Here is a 21,648-nt window from a genome sequence, read left to right on the forward strand (position 1 = left end):
GCCCATAGCTCCTTGCCGTCCGCTTGCCGACCGATCGGAATGCGCGCGGCGGGTGCCAGGCCGTACGCACTACGGATAGTGTCCCATTCCCGCGGTAGTGCACACGCCGGATCGCCGTGTGACCCCGAGTTGGGCTGTGATCATCCGGGATCATGGTGCACGTTCGGGGTCCACCACAACTCGTCAGGCAGGGAGGAGGGTCCGCCGATGGCCGATCAGAACATGACTCTGCACGACGACGTGGCCTCGGAACCGCTGCGGCCCTGGCTGCCCGCAGACCTGCTGGACAACGCCGCGCGGACCATCTCCGACAACAAGACGATCATGCTGGGCCTGCCGGTGCTGGCCGGGATCGCGTTGGTCGCGTTACAGGCCGTGCTGACCCAGGTCGCCGTACCAGGAGGCCTGGCCGGGTTCTTCCGGGCTAACGACCCGTTCGGACAGGCAGGTGCGGCGTTGCTGCTGACGTACGGCGTACAGGTGGTCCTCTTCTCGGTGGTGTCGAGCATGCTGGCCGGGATCATCGCCCTGGCCGCCGTCCGGAGCCAGCTGGCGCATACGGCCGGGCCTCGGGAGCTGTTGCGGCTGGTGCGGCCGGCGTTGCCCGCTCTTGCTGCTGTCGGCCTGATGCAGTCGCTGTCGTTCGTACTGCTCATCGGCGGCTGGGGCGTCGCGGTGCTCGGCATCGGCTCCGGTGCGGACGCGGCGGTCTCGTCCGACGTCGCGGGCGCCGTGGCGTTGGTGATGATGCTGGTGGGCGGGGTGCTGGTGCTGGTCTTCGGCATCCGCCTGGTGCTGGCCGGGACCGTCGTACTGATGGAGGGGCGGCATTCGCCGGACATCGGGCTGTACATCCCCGAACGGGTGGGGGTCTGGGGTGCGCTGCGGCGGTCGTGGCGGCTGGTGCGCGGGAAGTTCTGGCGGGTGTTCGGGATCCTGCTGTTCGGCGGGCTGGTGGTGAACATCATCAGTTACGCCCTGCAGTTCGGGGTCACGTCGTTGACGCTCACGATCGGCAACTGGGCCGGGCCGGACGGCAGCACCGGCGCCACCGTGGTGACCGTCGTGCTCGGCGTCGCGGTCGTCACCGCGTCGCTGATGGCGGTGATCGCGAGCCTGGCGTTCATGTCCGCCGTCCAGGCACTCATCTACCTGGACCTGCGGGTCCGGCGGGAGGGCCTCGACCTGTGGATGCGTCCGGCGCTGCGATCCGGGGAGGGCGTGTGATCGTCTTCCCGCTGGAGCCGCCGGTCGACGTCGACCGGGACCAGGCCGCCCGCGAGGCGGCCGAGGAGCTGTCGAAGTCGACGTACCGGGACTCGGGCTCGCTGATCCGCAAGGCGTTGGGCAAGGTCGTCGACTGGCTCAAGGACCTGCTGGACAGCCTCAACGGCACCTCTCCGAACGGCCACGCCGGTCTGGCTGTACTGATCTGTCTGCTGCTGCTTGTGGTGGTTGTGGTGCTCTGGCGGGCCGGGTTGCTGCGCACCAGCAAGAAGGTGAAGTCGCAGGCCGTCTTCGACACGGCCAGGCCGCAGAGCGCTGCGGAGTACCGCGCGCAGGCCGAGCGGGAGGCTGCGTCCGGTGACCTCGCGCTGGCGATCCGCAGCCGTTTCCGCGCGTGTGTGGCCGAGCTGACCGAACGGACCATCCTGGACGAGCGGGCCGGACGTACGGCGTACGAAGTGGTCACCGACGCGGCCAAGGCAGCACCAGTACTGCGGGACGTCCTGCAGCCGGCCGCACAGGTGTTCACGGAGGTTGTCTACGGCAACCGTCCCGGCACACCGGAGCGGTACGCCGCCGTAGTGACCGCTGACAACGCCGCACGGACCGCCCGGGTGACGGTATGAGTACGTCGGAGGCGCGCGGCGTCGTTGAGAGCTGGCGCGCGCTGCGGACGCCCTTGCTGGTCACGGGTCTCATCGTGCTGGCCGCGATCGTCGTACTGATCGCTACGTCGTCGCAGACCACAGGAACGTTCAGCCCGGACTCCACGAAGACTGACGGAGCACGTGCGCTGTCAGCGTTGCTGAAGAAGCACAACGTCGACGTCCACGGCACCGAGTCGTTGGACGATGCCACGGCGCCAGGCGACGGTAAGACGCTGCTGGTGGGGCCGTCCGGGTTCCTGGATCGTGCTGACTGGCAGCGGATCGCTCAGGCGGAGTGGAGCCATGTCGTGCTGATCCGGCCCAGCAGCCAGGCGTTGCAGGAGCTCGCACCGGGTGTCCGGCTCAGCGGCGATTCCATCTCGTCCGGTAGCCGTCAGCCCGGTTGCAGTCTCCCGGCAGCGGTCAAGGCCGGTACGGCGACTGTCAGCGGGCCGACGTACAGCGCGCCCGACGCCGCGACCGGTTGCTACGGCGACGGCATCTACAACACGGTGGTGCGGTTGCAGCTCGGCGACCGGATCATCGACGTGGTCGGTACCGCGCAGTCGTTCACCAACGACCAGCTGGCCGACGACGGCAACGCTGCGCTGGCGCTCAACCTGATCGGCACGCACGAGGACCTGACGTGGTACCTGCCGCAGTACCAGTCCCACGGCGTCACCCCGGGTCAGGGCGGTCCGCCGTTGATCCCGCCGTACGTCCGCTACATCGGCTGGGCGTTGGCGCTCACGGTGCTCGTTGTTGCGATCTGGCGCGGGCGGCGGCTTGGCCCTGTCGTGGCTGAGCGGCTGCCGGTGATCGTGCACGCTGCTGAGACCACGGAGGGCCGGGCGCGGCTCTACCGGCGCTCAAGAGCCCGTGAGCGTGCTGCGGCCGCTCTCCGGGAGTCAGCGCTCGGCCAGCTGCACAAGGCGCACGGCATCCCCCGGCGGGCCGATCCGTCGGCTGTTGTCGCCACGGTCTCAGCACGGACCAACCGGGACCCGGCGATGCTGTACGAACTGCTCTACGGCCTCCCGCCGCTCACCGACGCCGCTCTGATGTCCTTGTCCCAGGAACTCGACGTACTCACGCAGGAGGTACGACACCCGTGACGACTACCGAGGTCACCGCTGACCAGGCCCGGCAGGCGCTGGTCGCGCTCCGGACCGAGATCGGCAAGGCGGTGGTCGGACAGGACACCGCAGTGACCGCACTGGTGCTCGCCCTGCTCTGCCGCGGTCACGTGCTGCTGGAAGGCGTTCCTGGTACAGCGAAGACGCTGATGGTACGCGCGCTGTCGACAGCGATGCGCCTGGACACCAAGCGCGTCCAGTTCACGCCGGACCTGATGCCAGGCGATGTCACCGGCTCGCTGGTGTACGACGCGAAGACCTCGGAGTTCGAGTTCCGCCCGGGGCCGGTGTTCACGAACATCCTGCTGGCGGACGAGATCAACCGGACGCCACCGAAGACCCAGGCCGCGCTGCTGGAGGCCATGGAGGAGCGGCAGGTCACCGTGGACGGCGAACCGCGCAAGCTGCCTGCCCCGTTCGTGGTGGCCGCCACCCAGAACCCCGTGGAGTACGAGGGCACCTATCCGCTGCCGGAGGCGCAGCTGGACCGGTTCCTGCTCAAGGTGACGCTGGACATCCCGCCCCGCGACGCCGAGATCGCCGTACTCGCCCGGCACGCGCAAGGCTTCGATCCACGCGACCTTGAAGCCGCAGGCCTCCGTCCGGTCGCAGGACCGGAGGACCTGGAGGCCGGGCAGAACGCCGTACGCCGGGTTGCGGTCAGGCAGGACGTCCTGGCGTACGTCGTGGACCTGTGTCGCGCGACGCGTCAGTCGCCGTCGTTGCAGCTCGGGGTGTCGCCGCGTGGTGCCACTGCGCTGCTTGCGGTCTCCCGTGCGTGGGCTTGGCTGTCGGGCCGGGACTACGTGATTCCTGACGACGTGAAGGCGATGGCGCGTCCTTGTCTTCGTCACCGGGTGCAGGTGCGCCCGGAGGCTGAGCTGGAGGGTGTCAGCGCCGACGCTGTCCTCGAGAGCGTCCTGGCAACCGTCCCGGTCCCACGCTGATGGTTCTTACCGGCCGGGCCGGCCTCTTGGCAGCAGCCGGGGTGGTGTTCGTTGCCCTGGTGATGCCGTCGTGGGCCGGGATCGGTGTGGTCGTCGGAGCGGTGCTGGTGGTGTGTCTGGTGGACATCCTGCTGGCCGGGTCGCCCCGGCGGCTGCAGTTCAGCCGGGAGGGCGACAACGCCGTACGGCTGGGTGAGCAGGCTGTCGTGACCATGCTGGTCACCAACCCGGGCCGCCGGGTGCGGGGGCTGCTGCGGGACGCCTGGCCGCCGTCTGCCGGCGTACTGGATCCCCCGCACAAGCTGGACCTGCCGTCGGGCGAGCGTCGTCGAGTGACGACCCACCTGGTGCCGACACGGCGTGGCGACCGGCAGGCGAGCCGGGTGACGGTGCGGGCCATCGGACCGTTGGGGTTCGCGGGCCGGCAGGGTTCACACCAGGTGCCGTGGACGGTGCGGGCGTTGCCGCCGTTCAAGAGTCGTAAACACCTGCCGTCGCGGCTGGCGCGGTTGCGGGAGCTGGACGGGCGTACGGCGCTGCTGGTGCGCGGGCAGGGCACGGAGTTCGACTCGCTGCGGGACTACGTACCGGGTGACGACGTACGCAGCATCGACTGGCGGGCCACGGCCCGGCGCGGGAACGTCGTATTGCGGACCTGGCGACCGGAACGGGACCGGCAGGTCGCGATCGTGATCGACTCCGGGCGGCTGTCGGCCGGCCGGGTCGGCGACGCGCCGCGGCTGGACCACGCGATGGACGCCGCGCTCCTGCTGGCCGCGCTCGCCACCCGCGCGGGCGACCGGGTCTCCTTGCTGGCCTGCGATTCCGCCGTCCGGGCGGACGTCCGCCGGCCCGCGCCGGAGGACGTGCTGCCGTCGTTCGTGAATGCGCTGGCGAACGTCGAGGCCGAACTCGTCCAGACCGACTTCCGGATCGTCGTCTCGCAGGTCCTGGAACGTCTCGGGCAGCGCTCGCTGGTGGTCCTGCTGACCGGGCTGGACCCGGCCGCGATCGAGGAGTCGCTGCTGCCGGTCATCGGCCCGCTGCTGCGGCGGCACGTCGTACTGCTCGCGTCCGTCGCCGACCCGCGGCTGACCGAACTGGAGTCGGCCCGCGGGGACCTGGTCGAGGTGTACGGCGCCGCGTCGGCGGCTCGCACCCGCCTGGACCGGGAGCGACTGACCGCCACGCTGACCCGCGCCGGGGTCACCGTGCTGGACGAACCGCCGGAGAAGATCGCTCCGGCGCTGGCCGACACCTACCTGGCACTCAAGAAGGCCGGCCGGCTGTGAGGGCTGCTTCGAAAACGGGGCGGTTGGCTGTGACGAAAGCGTGTTCGCGGTAGGACCAGGCGATGCGTTCCGGTGCGGCGTCGCACGGTCGGTCGAGCCAGAACCGCACGTTGTCCAGCTGGCTTTGCAGGGCCGCGTCGATGAGCTGGGCGGTGTCGTCCAGGCCGTAGGCGTTCGCCAGGACGGCGACTTGGTGGGCTTGGCGTGCCGGGTCGGCGTGTTTGGAGGCGATGCACCAGGTCCAGGCGGCGTACCCCAGGTCCTCGAGCGGGTCGCCAGGTGCGGCCAGGTCGAAGTCGAACAGGGCCGTGGGCAGGCCGGCGGTGAAGACGAAGTTGGTGGGCGCCGGGTCGTGGTGGCAGACGACCGGTTGGTCGCCGGCCAGAGGCGAGTTGCGGGTCCCGTCGTGGAAGGCGCGCAGGATCGCGGCCGCCGCGGCGATTTGTTGGTCCTCCCATCGTTGATACCTGGTTGGTACGTCGCCCTCCAAGTACGTGAGGATGTCGCGGCCGCGCTCGTCCTGGCCGAGGTAGTCGGGCGTGAAGTCCTTGTCCGCAAGGAGTTCCAGGAGTTCGGCGATGAAGGACGAGCGGTCCGACGCGGGCCGGCGTACCGTGTCGCCGACCCGCACCACGCCGGGCGTCATCCGGCCGCCCGTGAGAGGTTGCTCGATCACTGCATCGTCGGACGGGCCTGGAGGAAGGTCCAGCGGTGCCCTTCGAGATCCTCGGCCTCGTAGCAGCGATACCCGTGCTGGTGGATCTCCGAGACGATCTTCGCGCCACTGTCCTGACTGTGCGCGAAGTGCGCGTCCAGGTCGTCGACGTACACCCAGATCCCGTGGTCCAGCTGCGCCGTGCGCTTCTCCGTCAGCTTGAACAGCAGGATCCCGCGGCTGCCGACCTGCAGCTCGATCCAGGCCGGATCCGTCCCCTCGGCCGGGATCCGGTCCCACGAGTCGAGGTCGAACACGCTGTGCAGCCAGCGCGCCGCGGCGGCCGGATCCTCGTAGTACAAGGCGATCGCGAGCCGGTCCAGCTCCCGCGGAACGCTCGGCGCGGTGTCCCGCCGGGCAACCCACGCGGGCAGCCAGGAGATGACGTTCGGCCAGAAGTAGAACGCCTTCTCGCCACCCTGGACCAGTGACTGTACGACGGTGACACGGCAGCCCTCGGCGCTCTCCGCGAAGTCGATCCGGGTCTCGGTGTCGTCGACCGAGCTGCGGTACGCGAACAGCGTGCCCGGCTCCCAGTCGGTGATCCGGCCCAGCTCGAGAACGTCGTCCGGCGGCGTGTAGACCTCGAGGATGCGGCCGCCGACGCCGGGCTCGATCCGCATCGCGGTGGCGCGGGCGGCGTCGAAGAAGTTGATCGGGCCGCGCAGCCACCACAGGTCGATCTCTTCGGTGAACACCTGGAACGCGGTCGCGGGGTCGACGGGGACCTCGACGGAGGCGGTCGCGGACGGTTCAGTCATCGGACTTCTCCTTCTGCTCGACGTGTCGTTTGAAGGCGCCCAACTGGTCGCGCCAGTGCGCCTGGACCTGGTCGAGCCAGGCCTGTACGGCGACGACGGGCTCAGGGTTGAGCCGGAACACGCGGACCCGCGCATCGTCCGGGACGCGCTCGTCGGCGACCAGGCCGGCGGCCAGCAGGAGCTTCAGATGCCGACTCATGGCCGGCGACGAGGTGCCGGTCGCGGCGGCCAACTGGCCGGCGCGCTGCGGCCCGTCGCCGAGCAGTTGCACCACATGCCGTCGCGTCGGATCAGCCAGTACCTCGAAGAACCGATCCACCTGATCTTGCGCCATACGGCAATAGTTCTACCATCTGTTAACTATTGTCAACTGCTGGAACCAAATGGCAGGCGACCTGGGTGTCGGTGGTGGTTGGCAGGATCGGCAGCGGGATCGTGGTGCAGGCGTCGACGCCGGTGCCGGCGGCGACCAGTTGGCAGCGTGGGTGGAAGCGGCAGCCGGTGGGGATGCGGGTGGGGTCGGGCGGTTCGCCGGTGAGGACGATGCGGGCCGGGGACTCCGGGAGGACCGACAGCAGGGCCTGGGTGTATGGGTGCTGCGGGTCGGTGAGGACGTCCTCGGTCGGGCCGGACTCGACGATCCGGCCGAGGTACATGACGGCGACCCGGTCGGCGATGTTCCAGGCCAGCCCGAGGTCGTGCGTGACGACCAGCGCGGACAGCCCGAGCTCGTCGCGCAGCTTCAGCAGCAGCGCCAGAATCTCACCCCGCACCGACGCGTCCAGCGACGCGACGGGCTCGTCCGCGATCAGCACCTTGGGCTCCAGCGCCAACGCCCCCGCAATCACCACCCGCTGCCGTTGCCCACCCGACAACTCATGCGGATACCGCTGAAAGAACCGCTCGGGAGGCCGCAACCCCGCCCGGGCGAGCGCCGAGGCCACGATGGATTCCTCGTCAGGCAAACCGTGGATGCGGGGGCCTTCGGCTACTGCTTCGTAGACGGTGTGGCGGGGGTTCAACGAGCCCATCGGATCCTGGAGGACGAGTTGGACCTGACGGCGGAAGGCTCTGAGGGCTCGGGTGGAGTAGTTCAGCGGCGTGCCGTCGTACGTGATGTGACCCTTGGCGGGGCGTTCGAGGCCGAGGAGGGTGCGGGCGAGGGTGGTCTTGCCGCAGCCGGACTCGCCGACCAGCGCGACGATCTCGCCCTCCCCGACGGACAGGTTCACGCCGTCGACGGCCCGCGCCCGGCGCCCGCCACGACCGGCGAACTCGACCTGCAGATCAGTTGCCTCGAGCAAGAGTCACTCCCCCACCAGGACACAGGCGGCCGCCCGGTCACCCGACACCAGCAGTTGTACGTCGGCAGTCGCGCACTCCTCGACCGCGACCGGGCAGCGCGGATGGAACGCACACCCGCCCGGCAACCGCTGCGGATCCGGCGGATCGCCGGCCAGCCCGCGTGGAGCCAGCCGCGACGCCGGGTCCCCGACCGTCGGGAAGGCGGCCGCCAGCGCCTGGCTGTACGGATGCCTGAACTCGCCGTCCGACGGACCGAGCTCGACCAGCCGCCCGGCGTACATCACCGCCAGCCTGTCGCAGACGTCCGCCAGCACCGACAGGTCGTGCGAGATCATCAGCAGCGAGATCCCGTGCTCGGCGATCAGCTGCCGGATCAGCGTCAGGACCTGCGCCTGCACCATCAGGTCGAGCGCGGTCGTCGGCTCGTCGGCGATGATCAGCTGCGGCGCACACGCCAGCGCCATCGCGATCATCACGCGCTGCCGTTGGCCGCCGCTCAGCTCGTGCGGATAACTGCGCGCCCGCCAGGCGGGCAGCCCGACCTGACCGAGCAGTTCCTTCACCCGCGCGTCGGCCGCGGCGCCGGAGGCCAGCTTGTGGACGAGCAGCGGCTCCGCGATCTGCTCGCCGATCCGGCGTACGGGGTTGAGGCCGTGCTGTGCGCCCTGGAACACGATCGACGCCGACGACCAGCGGACCGCGCGCAACCGGCCCCAGTTCATCGTCAGCACGTCCTCGCCGTCGAGCAGCACCCGCCCGCCGACGACGGCCGACCGCGGCAGCAGCCGGAGCAGCGCGAGCGCCACGGACGACTTGCCCGAGCCCGACTCCCCTGCCAGACCGACTGCCTCTCCGGCGGCGAGCTCCAGAGACACCCCACGCACCGCGGGGACCTCGCCGAATGCACCGCCAGATTCGGCACGCCCCGATCGCCCAGAACTGATCCGGTAGGTGACGGTGAGGTCTTCGAGGGTGAGCATCAGGCGGCTCCGGTGCGTAGGCGTGGGTTGAGCACTGTCTCCAGAGCTCTTCCACACAAGGTGAAAGCCATCACGACCGTGACGATGCACAGACCCGGCACGAGGATGTACCACCATGCGCCGGCGGTCGCCGCGCCCCAGTCGTACGAACCGCGCAGCATCGTCCCCCACGACGTCTTGTTCGCGCTGACGCCGAGGAACGCGAGCGTCGACTCGGTGACGATCGCGCTCGCGACCTCCAGCGTGGTGCTTGCCAGCAGCAACGGTGCGACGTTCGGCAGCACGTGCCGGGTCGCGATGTGCCAGTGCCCGGCGCCGAGCGCGAGTGACCTCTCGATGTACGGGCGGGCCTCGACGGCGAGCGTCTGCGCCCGGATCAGCCGGGCCGTCGACGGCCAGGAGGTGACGCCGATCGCCACGATGATCGTCGCGGTCGAACCACCGAGGATGGCCGCGAGCACCAGCGCCGTCACCAGCGACGGCAGCACCAGGAACCAGTCCGTCACGCGCAGGATCACCGCGCCGGCCCAGCCGCGGAAATGCCCGGCCGCGATCCCGAGCACGGTCCCGATCACCATGCTCAGCAGCGCCGCGAGGAACCCGATCAGCAGCGACGTCCGCGAACCCCACCAGATCATCAGCAGCACCGATCGCCCGGACTCGTCGGTGCCGAGCGGATGGTCCAGGCTCGGCGGCGCCAGCTTCGCGCCGGTCCCGCTGACCACGTTCGTCACGCCGGCGTCGATGAACAGCGGCGCGATCAGCGCCAGCACGACCGCGGCCCCGAGGACCACCAGCCCGGCAACCCCGGCACGGCGTTTCCGGAAGTCGTTCCAGAAGTGCCCGAAAGCCCGTTTCCGCCGTACCCACGCGACGCTGCTCATGCGGACCGCACCCTTGGGTCGAGGACGTGGTAGACCACGTCGGCCAGCGTGTTCATCACGATCACGGAGACGGTGATCAGCAGGAAAGTGCCCTGCATCAAGGTGAAGTCCGGCACCCGGATCGCCTCGTAGAACAGCTGCCCGAGCCCCGGCCAGCTGAAGATCGCCTCCACCGTCACCGCGCCGCCGACCACGAACCCGATCCGCAGGAACACCAGCGTCACGGTCGGCAACAGCGCGTTCGGAACGGCGTGTTTCCGGCGTACGTCGTCATCGCGCAACCCCTTGGCCCGCGCGGTGGTGATGTAGTCCTGGCCGACCTCGTCGATCACCGAGGACCGCATCACCAGCAGGTACTGCGCGTACACGACCGCGACGAGCGTGAGGCACGGCAACACCATGTGCTGGCCGACGTCCAGCACCCCGGCGAACCCGTCCGGCTTGTCCACGCTCGAACTGCCGCGGGTCGGGAAGATCCCCGGGATCGGGCCGATGCCGGCCGCGAACACCATCAGCAGCAACAGCCCGAGCCAGAACGTCGGCACCGACCACAGCACCAGGGATATCGCGGTCGAGATCTTGTCGAAACGGCTTCCCGGCTTCCAGCCGGCGCGGGCGCCCTGCCACAGGCCGAGGCTGACCGCGATGACGAGCGCCGTACCGGTGAGCAGCAGCGTCGACCCGATCCGCTCGCCGATCAGGTCGAGGACCGGGCGCTTGTACTCGTACGAAACGCCCAGGTCCAGCCGCAGTGTCTGCCCGATGAAGTGCAGGAACTGCTCCGGTACCGGCTTGTCCAGGCCGAGCCGTGCGCGTTCCAGGTCCAGCTGCTCGGGCGTCATGTTCCGGCCCTGCGCCAGCGCGCGCACCGGGTCGCCCGGCAGCAGCCGGAACAGGAAGAACGTCGCGACGATCACCATCGCGATACTGAGCAGCGCCCCGCCCGCCTTGGTCGCCGCGTACCGCAGCAGACCATGGCGGGCCGGGGACTGCTCCAGCTCCTCGACGGTCGCCGTCATTCGCGCTCGTCGGCCGCACCGCGGCGGCGGCGCGTCAGGAAGAAGCCGGCGGCGGCCAGTACGACGATCCCGCCCGCGATGCCCGCGATCAGCCCCGCGTTCGATCCGCCGTCGGACTTGGCGTCCGTCGACACCGCCTCCAGCGTGTAGAACGGCCAGTACCCGGAGCCGCCGTACAGCAGGCCCTTGTCCTCGGGGATCGGCGTGATGCTGGCGATCCGGTCCTTGCGGTAGCCCTCGAGGTCGTTCGGGTAGTACAGCGCGATCACCGGCGCGTCGACGTACAGCCGCTCCTCCATCTTCTTGATGATGCCGGCGCGTTTCGTCCGGTCGAGCTCCTTCTGCTGCTGGAGGTACAGGCTCTCGTACGTCGGGTCGCAGTAGAACGACTCGGTCCCGCCGCCCTCACCGGTCGCGGTCGGCCGCCGGCTGCAGAGGTGCGTGGCGAGCACCTCCTCCGGGTCCGGGTTCACCGACCAGCCGCTGATCGCGATGTCGAACAGCGCGGTCGTCCCGGTCTCCTCGGTGAACTTGCTGGAGTCCAGCCGCTTCGTGGTCAGCGTGATGCCGATGTCCTTGAACCAGCCGGTCAGGTACTCGGCGAGCTTGTCCTCGATCGGGGTGTCGGTGTGGATGCTGAACCGGAACTGCAGTTTCCGCGACCCGTCCGGCATCGTCCGGACCCCGTCCGGGCCCTTCTTGTAGCCGGCGTCGTCGAGGATCTTGTTCGCCTTCGCGGGGTCGAACGTGACCTTCTCGGCGCCGCTCGCTTCCCAGAAGAAGTCCTTGTACAGCGGCGGGATGATCGACCCGTCGGCCGGTTTCGCCAGCCCGCCCTGTACCTCGTCGACCAGCTTCTGCTTGTCGATCGCGTAGTGCAGCGCGGTCCGGACGCGCAGGTCCTTCAGCGCCGGATGCCCGTCGCCGATCGGCTTGTTGTCGCTGGTGGTCGCGCCGTGGTTGATCTGCAGGTACGCCGCCCGCCGGCCCTGGGTGTTCCACTGGACGATGTTGTCGTCGCCCTTCAGCGACTCGAAGTCCGGCGGGTTCAGCCGGCCGATCAGGTCGATGTCGCCCTTCTTCAGCCCGACGATCGACGCGGCCGGGTTGTCGTAGAAGATCACCTGCAGCTCGTCGATCTTCGGCCGGCCGCGCCAGTACGCCGGGTTCGCCTCGAGCCGGACGAACTGGTCCTTCTTGTGCTCGACCGCGACGTACGGCCCGCTGCCGACGGTCGGGTACACCTCGGCGTCGTACTTCGCGATGTCCTTGACCTTCTCCCACACGTGTTTCGGCATGATCGGCACCGGGTTGTCGAGCATCGACGCCTGCGGGGTCTTGAGCTTGATGGTCAGCTCCTGGCCGTTCGCGGTGACGCTGCGGAAGTTCTCCACGGCCGGCCCGTTCCCGGTCTTCGCGCCGTCGTCGGTCATCATCTTGTTGAACGTCCAGGCCGCGTCGTCCGCGGTGATCGGCTGCCCGTCCGACCACTTCGCCTGCCGGATCTTGAACGTCCAGGTGAGCCCGTCCGGCGACGTCGTCCAGGACTCCGCGAGGTCCGGGCTCGGCTGCAGCGTCTTCGAGTCCGGCACCGTCAGGAAGCCGTAGATCAGCCGCTGGATCGACCCGGTCACCAGCCGCACGGCCAGGAACGGGTTCATCGAGTCGACCGACTGAGTCACGCCGATCTTGATCACTTTCTTCTGCCCGGGCTCGGCCGCAACCGCCGTACCCGGTCCTACCGCCAGCAGACACAACGCCGCCAGCACCGCCAGCCACTTCCGCATTCGGGCCGCCCACCTTCCCCAGCCGGTGTTGGTGTTTGGGGAAGAACTCTCACCAGCAAGCGCTGTCCTGTCAACGAGATACCAATCTTTGTCACACGTAAGTAATCTTCTTTCCAGTTGACTACACGATCGTGTAGTAGTTTGCTGTTATGTGTAGGGAGAGGAGCTGGGATGGATCGGCGGGCTGAGGACCTGACCGCGCGGGCGCGGATCCGGGACGCGGCAATCAGGCTGTTCGGGGAACGCGGGATCGAGGGCGCGTCGATCCGGGACATCGCGACCGCGGCCGGGGTCTCGTCCGGACTGGTGCGGCACCACTTCGGCTCGAAGGAGTCGCTGCGCGAGGCGTGCGACGACTACGCGAAGGAGCGGATGCTCGAGGTCAGCGAGGAGCTGGCGACCAGCGCGGGTGTCGCTGCGCTCGATCCGGTGGCGATGCACCCGCGGATCTTCCCGCTGCAGCTGTACCTGGTTCGTTCGATGATGGACGGCTCCGAGACCGCGACCGCGTTGTTCCTCGGCGCGGTCGAAACGATCGAGGAGTGGTCCACGGCGTACGGGATCGAGCCGCACGACCGTCGGGCGTACTCGGCGGCGCTGGCCGCGATCAAGTTGAGCGTCTTCGTGTTCCGGGACCAGGTCTCGAAGGCGCTCGGGGAAGACATCACCACGCCGGCCGGGTACGCGCGGATCGGCCAGGGGCTGCTGGACGTGTTCAGCATCCCGATCATCACACCCGAACAAGTGGACAACATGCGGAAACAGGAGAAGTGATCATGCCGGCTGCGATCAGCACGGAAGGTCTGGTCAAGCGGTTCGGGCGGACCCACGCCCTGGACGGTCTCGATCTCACGGTGCGAACCGGTGAGGTGCACGGATTCCTCGGCCCGAACGGCGCGGGGAAGACCACCACCATTCGCATCCTGCTCGGAATGACCCGGGCCGACGGCGGTACGGCGACGGTCCTGGACGGCGATCCGTGGTCGGACGCGACCGCCCTGCACCGGCGGCTGGCGTACGTGCCGGGCGACGTGACGCTGTGGCCGAACCTGTCCGGCGGCGAGGCGATCGACCTGCTCGGCCGGATGCGCGGCGGGGTGGACAAGGCGCACAAGGCGGAGCTGCTCGAGCGGTTCGACCTGGATCCGCGGAAGAAGGCGCGCGCGTACTCGAAGGGCAACCGGCAGAAGGTCGCGCTGGTCGCCGCGTTCGCCTCGGACGTCGAGCTGCTGCTGCTCGACGAGCCGACCTCGGGCCTGGATCCGCTGATGGAGGAGGTGTTCCGCGAGGTCGTGCAGGAGCTGAGCGACCGCGAGGGCCGCACCGTCCTGCTGTCCAGCCACATCCTGTCCGAGGTCGAGGCGCTGTGCGACCGGGTGACGATCATCCGCGCCGGGCGCGCCGTCGAGAGCGGCACGCTCAACGAGCTGCGGCATCTCACCCGGACGTCGATCCAGGCGGAGCTGGTCGGGCCGATGGACGGTCTCGCGCAGCTCGACGGCGTCCACGATCTGCAGGTGGACGACGGGCGTGTCCGGTTCGACGTCGACACCGACGAGATCAACCCGGTACTGCGCCGGCTAACCGAGATCGGCGTACGGAGCCTGGTCAGTCAGCCGCCGTCGCTCGAGGAACTGTTCCTGCGGCTGTACGAACCCGAGGCCGTGAAATGACGTCGCTCGCGGGTACGGGCGGCCTGATCCGGCTGATCCTGCGGCGCGACCGGATCGTGCTGCCGCTGTGGATCGTGCTGCTGGTCGCGATCTCGGTCAGCTACGTGAAGCAGTACGGCGACCTGTTCCCGACGCCGGACGCACGGATCAAGTACGCGAGCAACGCGGGCTTCATCACCTTGTACGGCGAGCTTTCCGGGCCGTCGCTCGGCGAGTTCGTCACCTGGCGGCTCGGGTTCGTGCCGGTGATGGTCGGGCTGATCAGTCTGCTCACGATCATCCGGCACACCCGCGTCGAGGAGGAGACCGGGCGTCGCGAGTTGCTCGGGGCAACCGTTGTCGGGCGGCACGCGCAGCTCGCCGCCGCGCTGGCCGTGGTCCTCGGCGCGAACGTGGTCCTCGCCGTACTGCTCGCCCTCGGAATGCACAGCCAGAACCTGCCGCTCGCCGGATCGATTGCCATCGGCATCGAGTACGCCGCGACCGGGTGGCTGTTCGCGGGCGTCGGCGCGGTCGCGGCACAGCTGACCGCGAGCGCGGGAACGGCCCGTGGTATTGCGATCGGTGTGCTCGGGGCGGCTTATGTACTGCGGGCTGCGGGTGATACCAGTGCGCATACCGACGGTCCGCTCGCCTGGTTGTCGTACATCTCTCCGATCGGCTGGGCACAGCAGATTCATCCGTACGCCCAGAACCGTTGGTGGTTGGCGGTGGTGATCCTGGCCGTGACAGTTCTGCTGGTGATCGTTGCGGTCGGTCTCGCCGTACGGCGGGATGTCGGCGCGGGGCTGCTTCCGGATCGGCTCGGGCCGGCGGATGGGACGATCGGGTCGCCGCTTGGGCTGGCCTGGCGGTTGCATCGCGGGCTGCTCGTCGCGTGGACGACCGGATTCGCCTTGCTGGGCTTGCTGTTCGGCGGGGTCGCGAAGGGTGTCGGCGACATGATGCGCGACGATCCGACCATCCAGGAGATGTTCCGGCGGATGGGCGGCGCGGCCGGGCTGATCGACTCGTTCCTGGCCGGCGTGATGGTGCTCGTCGGCCTGATCGCGTCGGCGTACGCCGTCCAGGCGACGCTCCGGATGCGGGTCGAGGAGAGCAGCGGGCGGGTCGAGCCGCTGCTGGCGACCGCGACCAGCCGCTGGCAGTGGGCCGCCAGCCACCTCGTCTTCAGCCTGCTCGGCCCGGCGGTCGCGCTGCTCGCGGCGGGCGTCATGCAGGGACTGGCGTACGGGCTCGCGATCGGCGACGTCGGCGGGCAACTGCCGCGGATGATCGGTGCCGCACTGGTCCAGTTGCCGGCGGTGTGGGTGCTGGCCGCGATCACGATCGCGATCTTCGGGTTCTTCCCGCAGGCGTCGATGGCGTCCTGGGCCGGCCCGGCGGTGTGCATCCTGATCGGGCTGGTCAGCGCCGGTGTCGCCACGTCGCAGTGGATCCGCGACATCTCGCCGTTCAGCCACCTCCCGTCGCTCCCGGGCGGATCGGTCTCGGCGGGCCCACTCGTCGTACTGCTGGCAATCGCGCTGGTGGTCGGCCTCGCGGGCCTGGTCGGTCTGCGCCGACGCGACCTACCTGCCTGACCTTGTCGAGAACGCCCGGCCGACTCCGACGTACCGGACATGAAGCGAGCTATCCACGACAGCACAGCCCTCCCGCCGGTCGTCGACCGTACGACGTTCACCGCCCAACTCGACGAGCTACGCGTTCGCGAGAAGGCGCACACGCGGGAGGCCGACGCGATCGCCGCGCAGCGCCGGCGGCTGCCGATGGTCGAGGTCGACGCGAACGTGACGGTCACCGGTCCGGACGGGCCGGTGACCCTCCTCGACGCGTTCGACGGCCGCAAGCAACTGCTGGCGTATTACTACATGTGGCACACCGGCCACCCGGCCGCCGAACAGTGCCAGGGCTGCACCTGGTGCGCCGGCCAGGTCCAGGAGATCTCGTACCTGCAGTCCCGCGACATCACGTTCGCCGTCTTCTGCCAAGGCCCGTACGCCGAGAGCCGCACGTACTACGACTTCATGGGCTGGAACATGCCCTGGTACTCCGCCCTCGGCTCCCTGGAGCAACTACTCGCCGGCCGCACCATCGGACAGATGTACCTGATCGCCTACGTCCGCCAGGGCGATCGCGTCTACGAGACGTACTGGACGACGATGCGCGGCGTCGAGGTGATGGACAACAACTACCATCTGATGGACCTCACCGTGTACGGCCGCCAGGAACCGTACGAAGACTCGCCGGCCGGCTGGCCGCAGCACTGGGCCGCTGAAGAGCCCAAACTCCCCAAGGTGATCGACGGCCGCCCGATCGCGCAATGGTCCCGGATCGCCGCCGGCCGGTCGGACGACCTGACCTGATTCAGGCGGAGACCGGGGCGGTGGCTTCGCGGTCGGACTCGTCGATATCGCCGTACTCGCCCTGCCGGTAGGCGTGGCGGCCGAACGTCCAGACGTACACGAAGAACGCCAACTCGACGACGATGCCGATCGTGACGCGGACCGCGGCGGGGAGGAACGGCGTGACGAAGGCCTCGATCAGGCCGGTTACCAGGAGGACGGCGGCGAGGCCGATCGCCATGCCCACAGTGGCGCGGCCGGTCTGGGCGACGGACTGCATGCGGGTGCGGGGACCAGGGACGATCCAGGACCAGCCGAGGCGTAGGCCGGCTGCTGTCGCGATGAAGACCGCGGTCAGCTCCAGCAGGCCGTGCGGCGTGATCAGGCTGAAGAACAGACCGCCCTTGTCGTTGGCGATCATCAGCCCGGCGCTCAGGCCGAGGTTCATCGCGTTGTCCCAGAGGATGAACACAGACGGCACCAGCAGGATGCCTAGGGCCAGTACGGCGGCGCTGATGGTCGCGTTGTTGATCCACACGCGTAAGGCGAAGTCCTGCGCCGGGTTGTCCGAGTAGTACGACTCGAAGTCGTGGTTGACGAGCTGTTTGACCTCTTCCGGCGTGGCGATCGAGCTGACCACTTCCGGATGCGCCAGCACCCGCCAGGCCGTCCAGGCCGCTACGAGGTAGAAGAGCAGGCCGATGGTGATCCACCAGCGTCTGGACGCGTACAGCGCTGCCGGGAAGCTCACGAGGAAGTACTTCGAGATGTCCCGCCAGACGGGAGCCTGTGCTCCGGTCACCGCGCCACGGGCGTCTGCGATGAGCCCGGACAGCCGACCGATCGACACAGGGTCCGCACCGGCTGCTCTGAGCGCGGCCAGGTGCGTGCCCACGCGTTGGTAGAGCACTACGAGCTCCTCGGCCTCAGCACCGGTCAGACGGCGCTGGCGACGGGTCAGGCGCGCGAGTCGGTCCCACTGCGGCTGGTGCACCGACACAAACGCTTCTACGTCCACAGCCACCTCCTCCACCCGTCTGATGGCAGACTAACCGGACCGAGTGTCTATGCAGGAGGGGGGCGACGTACGTGTCTCAGCTGGTCACCGGTGAAGCAGTCGTCCTCCAGGTGCGGATCGCCCGGATGCCGACGCGGGCGCTGGCGTGCGCGATCGACGTGCTGCTGCAGGTCATCGTGCTCGTCGTACTGGTCGGGCTGCTGGCCGGGTTCCTGTTCGGTACGCGGACCAGTGAGGCCCTGGCGGTCGCGCTGATCTTCATCACCGTGCTGCTCGTGCTGATCGGCTACCGGGTCGTGATGGAGACACTGACCCGCGGCCGGACGATCGGGAAGATGGTGCTCGGGCTGAAGGTGGTCCGCGACGACGGCAGCTCGATCCGCTTCCGGCATGCGCTGGTACGGACGCTGATGTGGCTGTTCGTGGACTTCGCGCCGTGGTTCGCGGCGAGCCCCGGGATCGTCGCGAGCCTGATGAACAAGCAGGGCAAGCGGATCGGGGACATGGTCGCCGGTACGGTCGTCATCCGCGAACGGCACCAGCCGATGGCGTCACCGCCGCTGTTCGTACCGGGACCGCTGGTGCAATGGGCGCAGTCGCTGGAGTTGTCGCGGCTGTCCGACGACCTGGCGAACACGGCCCGCGACTACCTGGCGCGGTACACCGAGCTCCTCCCGGGCCCGCAGTACGCCCTCGGCGAGGCCCTGGCTGCCCGTGTCGCCGCGGCCACCGCGCCGCAGCCCCCACACCCGATCATCGCCCCCGCGTACCTGTCCGCGGTCCTGGCCGAACGCCGCCGCCGCGAACTCCACCGCCTCTCCACCCAACGCACCGGCCCCTTCACGACGTACGCCGTCCCGCCAGGGCCGTTCGCGCCCCCGAACCCGTACGGTCTGATGCCGCCGCCGGCTCCGCCTGGGCTGTTCGCGCCGCCCGCTCCCCCCGCACACTCCCGGCCCGCCGCGGTGAACGCGCAAGGCTGGGCCGCACCGGGCAGCAACGAAAGCTGAAACACCCCCGCACCAAACAAGGCACGGGGGTGTTTCAGGATCTCAGTAGCGGTAGGCCTCCGCCTTGTACGGGCCCTCGATCGGTACGCCGAGGTAGGCGGACTGCTCCTTCGTCAGCTCGGTCAGCTTCACGCCGAGCGCGTCGAGGTGCAGCCGGGCGACCATCTCGTCGAGGTGCTTCGGCAGCACGTACACCTCGGTCGGGTAGTCGGCCGTCTTCACGAACAGCTCGATCTGCGCCAGCACCTGGTTGGTGAACGAGTTCGACATCACGAACGACGGGTGCCCGGTCGCGTTGCCCAGGTTCAGCAGCCGCCCCTCGGACAGCACGATGATCGTGTGGCCGTCGGCGAACCGGAACTCGTCGACCTGCGGCTTGATGTTGACCCGCTCGATCCCCGGCACCTTGTACAGCCCGGCCATGTCGATCTCGTTGTCGAAGTGGCCGATGTTGCCGACGATCGCCTGGTGCTTCATCGCGGCCATGTGGTCGGCGGTGATCACGTCCTTGTTGCCGGTCGTGGTGACGAAGATGTCGGCGATCCCGACCACGTCGTCCACGGTCGACACCTGGTACCCGTCCATCGCGGCCTGCAGCGCGCAGATCGGGTCGATCTCGGTGACGATCACCCGGGCGCCCTGGCCGCGGAGCGACTCGGCGCAGCCCTTGCCGACGTCGCCGTACCCGCAGACGACCGCGACCTTGCCGCCGATCAGCACGTCGGTGGCGCGGTTGATGCCGTCGATCAGCGAGTGCCGGCAGCCGTACTTGTTGTCGAACTTCGACTTGGTGACCGAGTCGTTGACGTTGATCGCCGGGAACAGCAGCGCGCCGGCCTTGTGCATCTCGTACAGCCGGTGCACGCCGGTGGTGGTCTCCTCGGTGACACCCTTGATGCCCTGGCCGATGGTGGTCCACTTGTTCGGGGACTCGGCGAGCGTGCGGGTGAGCAGCTTCAGGACGACGCCGTACTCCTCGGAGTCAGCGGTCGCCGGGTCCGGTACGGCGCCCGCCTTCTCGAACTCGGTGCCCTTGTGCACGAGCATCGTGGCGTCGCCGCCGTCGTCGAGGATCATGTTCGGGCCTTCACCGCCCGGCCAGGTCAGTGCCTGCTCGGTGCACCACCAGTACTCCTCCAGCGTCTCGCCCTTCCAGGCGAAGACCGGGACACCGGCCGGGGCGTCGGCCGAACCGCTGCCGACGACGACCGCGGCGGCCGCGTGGTCCTGGGTGGAGAAGATGTTGCACGAGACCCAGCGCACCTCGGCGCCGAGCGCGGTCAGCGTCTCGATCAGTACGGCGGTCTGGATCGTCATGTGCAGCGAGCCCATGATCCGCGCGCCGGCCAGCGGCTTGCTGTCGCCGTACTGCTTGCGCATCGCCATCAGGCCGGGCATCTCGTGCTCGGCCAGCCGGATCTCCTTGCGCCCGAACTCGGCGAGCCCGAGGTCCGCCACCTTGTAGTCGAAGGTCATGCCGCTCCCCTGAAGCTGTGGTTGATACCTGCCCGAGCCTAGAGGGCCGAGGCACGCGGTTTGATCGCTCGCAGCGCGTTTTTGACACCGAAATGTCAGGATTGATGCTATGCGCATCACCGAGGCCGCTCGCCAGCTGGGTACCACTCCGCGCATGCTGCGCTACCGGGAGGCCCTCGGGCTGCTCCCGCGCTCGCGATCCGAGCACACCGCGCAGCGCCAGTACGACGACCGCGACCTGGCCGCCGTACAACTCGCGCTCGATCTCGAACGCCGGTACGACGTGACGCCGGCGGCGCTCGCGTTCGCGCTGAGAGCGCTCGCCGAACCGTCCGTGGCCGCGGACATCCGCAACCTCGGCTACCGCACCGGCCGGCTCAGCGCCGCACCCACCCAGGCCGAGATCGACCGCGAACGCGCGCTCCGGTGGCTCGGTCGCAGTGGTGTGCTGCCGCCGAAGCCCCGCTAGTGCGAAGGTGCTTCCGGTACGGCGGGGCGGGGGTCGGTGACGTGGTTCTCGACGTACACGTCGGGTTCCAGGTAGATGTGCACCGCCATCGGCTCGGCGGCCCGGACGGCGCGTTCGGCGGCGTCGATGGTCGCCGCGACGACGGCCGCGTCGGTGGTCGGCTCGACGCCGACCTTGGCGGCGACCAGCACCTCCTCCGGGCCGAGGTGCAGCGTCTTGATGTGGATCAGCCGCTGCACGCCGGCGGTGCTCTGGATCGCGTCGACGATCCGCTGCTGGGCCTCGCGGGTCGCGGACTCGCCGAGCAGCAGCGACTTCATCTCGACCGCGAGGAAGATCGCCACGCAGACCAGCAGCGCGCCGATCGCCATCGAGCCCAGGCCGTCGAACACACCGTTGCCGGTGGCAAGCGTCAGGATGACGCCGAGCAGCGCCAGCACCAGGCCGGTGAGCGCGGCGAAGTCCTCGAGCAGGATCACCGGCAGCTCCGGCGCCCGCGCGTTCCGGATGAACCGGACCCACGGCACCTTCCCGCGCAGCTTGTTCGACTCGCTCACCGCGGTCCGGAACGACAGCCCTTCCATCACGATGCCGAGCACCAGCACGACCACCGGGACCCACTGCCAGCTGTCGATCCCGTGCGGATCGTGGACCTTGTGGTACCCCTCGTACAGCGCGAACAGGCCGCCGACGCTGAACAGCACGATCGACACCACGAACGAGTAGACGTAGCGCTCCCGGCCGAAGCCGAACTGGTGCAGCTCGTCCGCGGCCCGCTTGGCCCGCTTGCTGCCGAGCAGTAGCAGGCCCTGGTTGCCGGAGTCGGCCAGTGAGTGGATCGCTTCGGCGAGCATCGAGGCCGACTGGGTCAGCGCCCAGGCGGCGAACTTCGTCACCGCGATGCCGAGGTTGGCCGCCAGAGCCGCGACAACGGCCTTGTTCCCGCCACCAGCCATG

22 protein-coding genes are annotated in these 21,648 nt (G+C 69.0%); 11 read left to right on the forward strand and 11 right to left on the reverse strand.

All coding sequences use genetic code 11. From position 1 onward, the window contains the following. The first annotated feature begins 207 nt into the window (after nucleotides 1-207). From ACQHIV_RS22315 to ACQHIV_RS22335, 5 genes are read left to right on the forward strand one after another with little or no spacing between them, the layout of a single operon-like run. Complete coding sequence (locus ACQHIV_RS22315; RefSeq protein ID WP_427884919.1) at nucleotides 208-1,227, forward strand: hypothetical protein; 1,020 nt, start codon at nucleotides 208-210, stop codon at nucleotides 1,225-1,227. After that, nucleotides 1,224-1,853, forward strand: coding sequence for a DUF4129 domain-containing protein (locus ACQHIV_RS22320; protein ID WP_427884920.1), 630 nt, complete (start codon nucleotides 1,224-1,226; stop codon nucleotides 1,851-1,853). Before ACQHIV_RS22315 ends, ACQHIV_RS22320 begins: the two co-directional genes overlap by 4 nt. Beyond that, a complete protein-coding gene (locus ACQHIV_RS22325; RefSeq protein WP_427884921.1) occupies nucleotides 1,850-2,989 on the forward strand; it encodes a DUF4350 domain-containing protein in 1,140 nt (379 codons plus the stop codon). The genes ACQHIV_RS22320 and ACQHIV_RS22325 overlap by 4 nt, the downstream gene beginning before the upstream one ends. Continuing rightward, the gene (locus ACQHIV_RS22330) at nucleotides 2,986-3,957 is read left to right on the forward strand and encodes an AAA family ATPase (protein WP_427884922.1); all 972 of its coding nucleotides are present in this window, start codon (nucleotides 2,986-2,988) and stop codon (nucleotides 3,955-3,957) included. Before ACQHIV_RS22325 ends, ACQHIV_RS22330 begins: the two co-directional genes overlap by 4 nt. Before the next feature lie 41 nt (nucleotides 3,958-3,998). Further along, complete coding sequence (locus ACQHIV_RS22335; protein ID WP_427884923.1) at nucleotides 3,999-5,249, forward strand: DUF58 domain-containing protein; 1,251 nt, start codon at nucleotides 3,999-4,001, stop codon at nucleotides 5,247-5,249. On the opposite strand, the gene ACQHIV_RS22340 is transcribed toward ACQHIV_RS22335, so the two are convergent. The 8 genes from ACQHIV_RS22340 to ACQHIV_RS22375 all read right to left on the reverse strand — a co-directional run bounded on the left by ACQHIV_RS22340 (nucleotide 5,227) and on the right by ACQHIV_RS22375 (nucleotide 12,700). Further along, entirely contained in the window at nucleotides 5,227-5,925 is a 699-nt protein-coding gene (locus ACQHIV_RS22340) for a phosphotransferase (RefSeq protein ID WP_427884924.1), read from the reverse strand. The two genes, ACQHIV_RS22335 and ACQHIV_RS22340, sit on opposite strands and share 23 nt — an antisense overlap. Beyond that, a complete protein-coding gene (locus ACQHIV_RS22345; RefSeq protein WP_427884925.1) occupies nucleotides 5,922-6,725 on the reverse strand; it encodes a VOC family protein in 804 nt (267 codons plus the stop codon). The genes ACQHIV_RS22340 and ACQHIV_RS22345 overlap by 4 nt, the downstream gene beginning before the upstream one ends. Then, the gene (locus tag ACQHIV_RS22350; protein ID WP_427884926.1) at nucleotides 6,718-7,059 is read right to left on the reverse strand and encodes an ArsR/SmtB family transcription factor; all 342 of its coding nucleotides are present in this window, start codon (nucleotides 7,057-7,059) and stop codon (nucleotides 6,718-6,720) included. The genes ACQHIV_RS22345 and ACQHIV_RS22350 overlap by 8 nt, the downstream gene beginning before the upstream one ends. 22 nt (nucleotides 7,060-7,081) lie before the next feature. Continuing rightward, a complete protein-coding gene (locus tag ACQHIV_RS22355; RefSeq protein ID WP_427884927.1) occupies nucleotides 7,082-8,029 on the reverse strand; it encodes an ABC transporter ATP-binding protein in 948 nt (315 codons plus the stop codon). A 3-nt stretch (nucleotides 8,030-8,032) separates the two neighbouring features. After that, complete coding sequence (locus ACQHIV_RS22360; RefSeq protein WP_427884928.1) at nucleotides 8,033-8,914, reverse strand: ABC transporter ATP-binding protein; 882 nt, start codon at nucleotides 8,912-8,914, stop codon at nucleotides 8,033-8,035. 95 nt (nucleotides 8,915-9,009) lie between these two features. Further along, complete coding sequence (locus ACQHIV_RS22365) at nucleotides 9,010-9,894, reverse strand: ABC transporter permease (RefSeq protein WP_427884929.1); 885 nt, start codon at nucleotides 9,892-9,894, stop codon at nucleotides 9,010-9,012. After that, entirely contained in the window at nucleotides 9,891-10,913 is a 1,023-nt protein-coding gene (locus tag ACQHIV_RS22370; protein WP_427884930.1) for an ABC transporter permease, read from the reverse strand. Before ACQHIV_RS22370 ends, ACQHIV_RS22365 begins: the two co-directional genes overlap by 4 nt. Then, on the reverse strand, nucleotides 10,910-12,700 hold the full coding sequence (locus ACQHIV_RS22375; protein WP_427884931.1) for an ABC transporter substrate-binding protein: 1,791 nt from the start codon (nucleotides 12,698-12,700) through the stop codon (nucleotides 10,910-10,912). Before ACQHIV_RS22375 ends, ACQHIV_RS22370 begins: the two co-directional genes overlap by 4 nt. Nucleotides 12,701-12,871: 171 nt before the next feature. Here ACQHIV_RS22375 and ACQHIV_RS22380 point away from each other — a divergent pair, with 171 nt between their 5' ends. Genes ACQHIV_RS22380 through ACQHIV_RS22395 form a run of 4 tightly spaced genes read left to right on the forward strand, consistent with a single transcriptional unit; the run spans nucleotide 12,872 to nucleotide 16,739 of the window. Beyond that, complete coding sequence (locus ACQHIV_RS22380) at nucleotides 12,872-13,474, forward strand: TetR/AcrR family transcriptional regulator (RefSeq protein WP_427884932.1); 603 nt, start codon at nucleotides 12,872-12,874, stop codon at nucleotides 13,472-13,474. Between the two features lie 2 nt (nucleotides 13,475-13,476). After that, nucleotides 13,477-14,373, forward strand: a complete 897-nt coding sequence (locus ACQHIV_RS22385; RefSeq protein ID WP_427884933.1) for an ATP-binding cassette domain-containing protein — start codon at nucleotides 13,477-13,479, stop codon at nucleotides 14,371-14,373. Next, nucleotides 14,370-15,956, forward strand: a complete 1,587-nt coding sequence (locus ACQHIV_RS22390; protein WP_427884934.1) for an ABC transporter permease — start codon at nucleotides 14,370-14,372, stop codon at nucleotides 15,954-15,956. The genes ACQHIV_RS22385 and ACQHIV_RS22390 overlap by 4 nt, the downstream gene beginning before the upstream one ends. Before the next feature lie 39 nt (nucleotides 15,957-15,995). After that, on the forward strand, nucleotides 15,996-16,739 hold the full coding sequence (locus ACQHIV_RS22395) for a DUF899 family protein (RefSeq protein WP_427884935.1): 744 nt from the start codon (nucleotides 15,996-15,998) through the stop codon (nucleotides 16,737-16,739). A gap of 1 nt (nucleotide 16,740) precedes the next feature. Here the strand turns inward: ACQHIV_RS22395 and ACQHIV_RS22400 are convergent, their stop codons facing one another. Beyond that, nucleotides 16,741-17,736 carry a stage II sporulation protein M gene (locus ACQHIV_RS22400; RefSeq protein WP_427884936.1) on the reverse strand — a complete coding sequence of 332 codons (996 nt, stop codon included), beginning with the start codon at nucleotides 17,734-17,736 and terminating at the stop codon, nucleotides 16,741-16,743. Nucleotides 17,737-17,807: 71 nt separating this feature from the next. Between ACQHIV_RS22400 and ACQHIV_RS22405 the strand changes: the two genes are divergently transcribed. Next, on the forward strand, nucleotides 17,808-18,746 hold the full coding sequence (locus ACQHIV_RS22405) for an RDD family protein (RefSeq protein WP_427884937.1): 939 nt from the start codon (nucleotides 17,808-17,810) through the stop codon (nucleotides 18,744-18,746). Between the two features lie 42 nt (nucleotides 18,747-18,788). On the opposite strand, the gene ahcY is transcribed toward ACQHIV_RS22405, so the two are convergent. After that, a complete protein-coding gene (gene ahcY, locus ACQHIV_RS22410) occupies nucleotides 18,789-20,222 on the reverse strand; it encodes an adenosylhomocysteinase (RefSeq protein ID WP_427884938.1) in 1,434 nt (477 codons plus the stop codon). A gap of 109 nt (nucleotides 20,223-20,331) precedes the next feature. Here ahcY and ACQHIV_RS22415 point away from each other — a divergent pair, with 109 nt between their 5' ends. Then, nucleotides 20,332-20,691 (forward strand): MerR family transcriptional regulator, encoded by a 360-nt coding sequence (locus ACQHIV_RS22415; protein ID WP_427884939.1) that lies wholly within the window; start codon nucleotides 20,332-20,334, stop codon nucleotides 20,689-20,691. Here the strand turns inward: ACQHIV_RS22415 and ACQHIV_RS22420 are convergent. Further along, nucleotides 20,688-21,647, reverse strand: a complete 960-nt coding sequence (locus ACQHIV_RS22420) for a cation diffusion facilitator family transporter (protein ID WP_427884940.1) — start codon at nucleotides 21,645-21,647, stop codon at nucleotides 20,688-20,690. The genes ACQHIV_RS22415 and ACQHIV_RS22420 overlap by 4 nt on opposite strands. Nucleotide 21,648 lies beyond the last annotated feature (1 nt).

Source organism: Kribbella polygonati (assembly GCF_050320105.1).
Classification (GTDB): domain Bacteria; phylum Actinomycetota; class Actinomycetes; order Propionibacteriales; family Kribbellaceae; genus Kribbella.

Excerpts from the sequence above, each read along its gene's own strand:
- ACQHIV_RS22350 (WP_427884926.1), bottom strand. The coding sequence starts at position 7,059 with ATGGCGCAAGATCAGGTGGATCGGTTCTTCGAGGTACTGGCTGATCCG.
- ACQHIV_RS22315 (WP_427884919.1), top strand. The coding sequence starts at position 208 with ATGGCCGATCAGAACATGACTCTGCACGACGACGTGGCCTCGGAACCG.
- ahcY (WP_427884938.1), bottom strand. The coding sequence starts at position 20,222 with ATGACCTTCGACTACAAGGTGGCGGACCTCGGGCTCGCCGAGTTCGGG.
- ACQHIV_RS22375 (WP_427884931.1), bottom strand. The coding sequence starts at position 12,700 with ATGCGGAAGTGGCTGGCGGTGCTGGCGGCGTTGTGTCTGCTGGCGGTA.
- ACQHIV_RS22390 (WP_427884934.1), top strand. The coding sequence starts at position 14,370 with ATGACGTCGCTCGCGGGTACGGGCGGCCTGATCCGGCTGATCCTGCGG.
- ACQHIV_RS22415 (WP_427884939.1), top strand. The coding sequence starts at position 20,332 with ATGCGCATCACCGAGGCCGCTCGCCAGCTGGGTACCACTCCGCGCATG.
- ACQHIV_RS22370 (WP_427884930.1), bottom strand. The coding sequence starts at position 10,913 with ATGACGGCGACCGTCGAGGAGCTGGAGCAGTCCCCGGCCCGCCATGGT.
- ACQHIV_RS22345 (WP_427884925.1), bottom strand. The coding sequence starts at position 6,725 with ATGACTGAACCGTCCGCGACCGCCTCCGTCGAGGTCCCCGTCGACCCC.
- ACQHIV_RS22420 (WP_427884940.1), bottom strand. The coding sequence starts at position 21,647 with ATGGCTGGTGGCGGGAACAAGGCCGTTGTCGCGGCTCTGGCGGCCAAC.
- ACQHIV_RS22365 (WP_427884929.1), bottom strand. The coding sequence starts at position 9,894 with ATGAGCAGCGTCGCGTGGGTACGGCGGAAACGGGCTTTCGGGCACTTC.
- ACQHIV_RS22380 (WP_427884932.1), top strand. The coding sequence starts at position 12,872 with ATGGATCGGCGGGCTGAGGACCTGACCGCGCGGGCGCGGATCCGGGAC.
- ACQHIV_RS22395 (WP_427884935.1), top strand. The coding sequence starts at position 15,996 with ATGAAGCGAGCTATCCACGACAGCACAGCCCTCCCGCCGGTCGTCGAC.
- ACQHIV_RS22325 (WP_427884921.1), top strand. The coding sequence starts at position 1,850 with ATGAGTACGTCGGAGGCGCGCGGCGTCGTTGAGAGCTGGCGCGCGCTG.
- ACQHIV_RS22385 (WP_427884933.1), top strand. The coding sequence starts at position 13,477 with ATGCCGGCTGCGATCAGCACGGAAGGTCTGGTCAAGCGGTTCGGGCGG.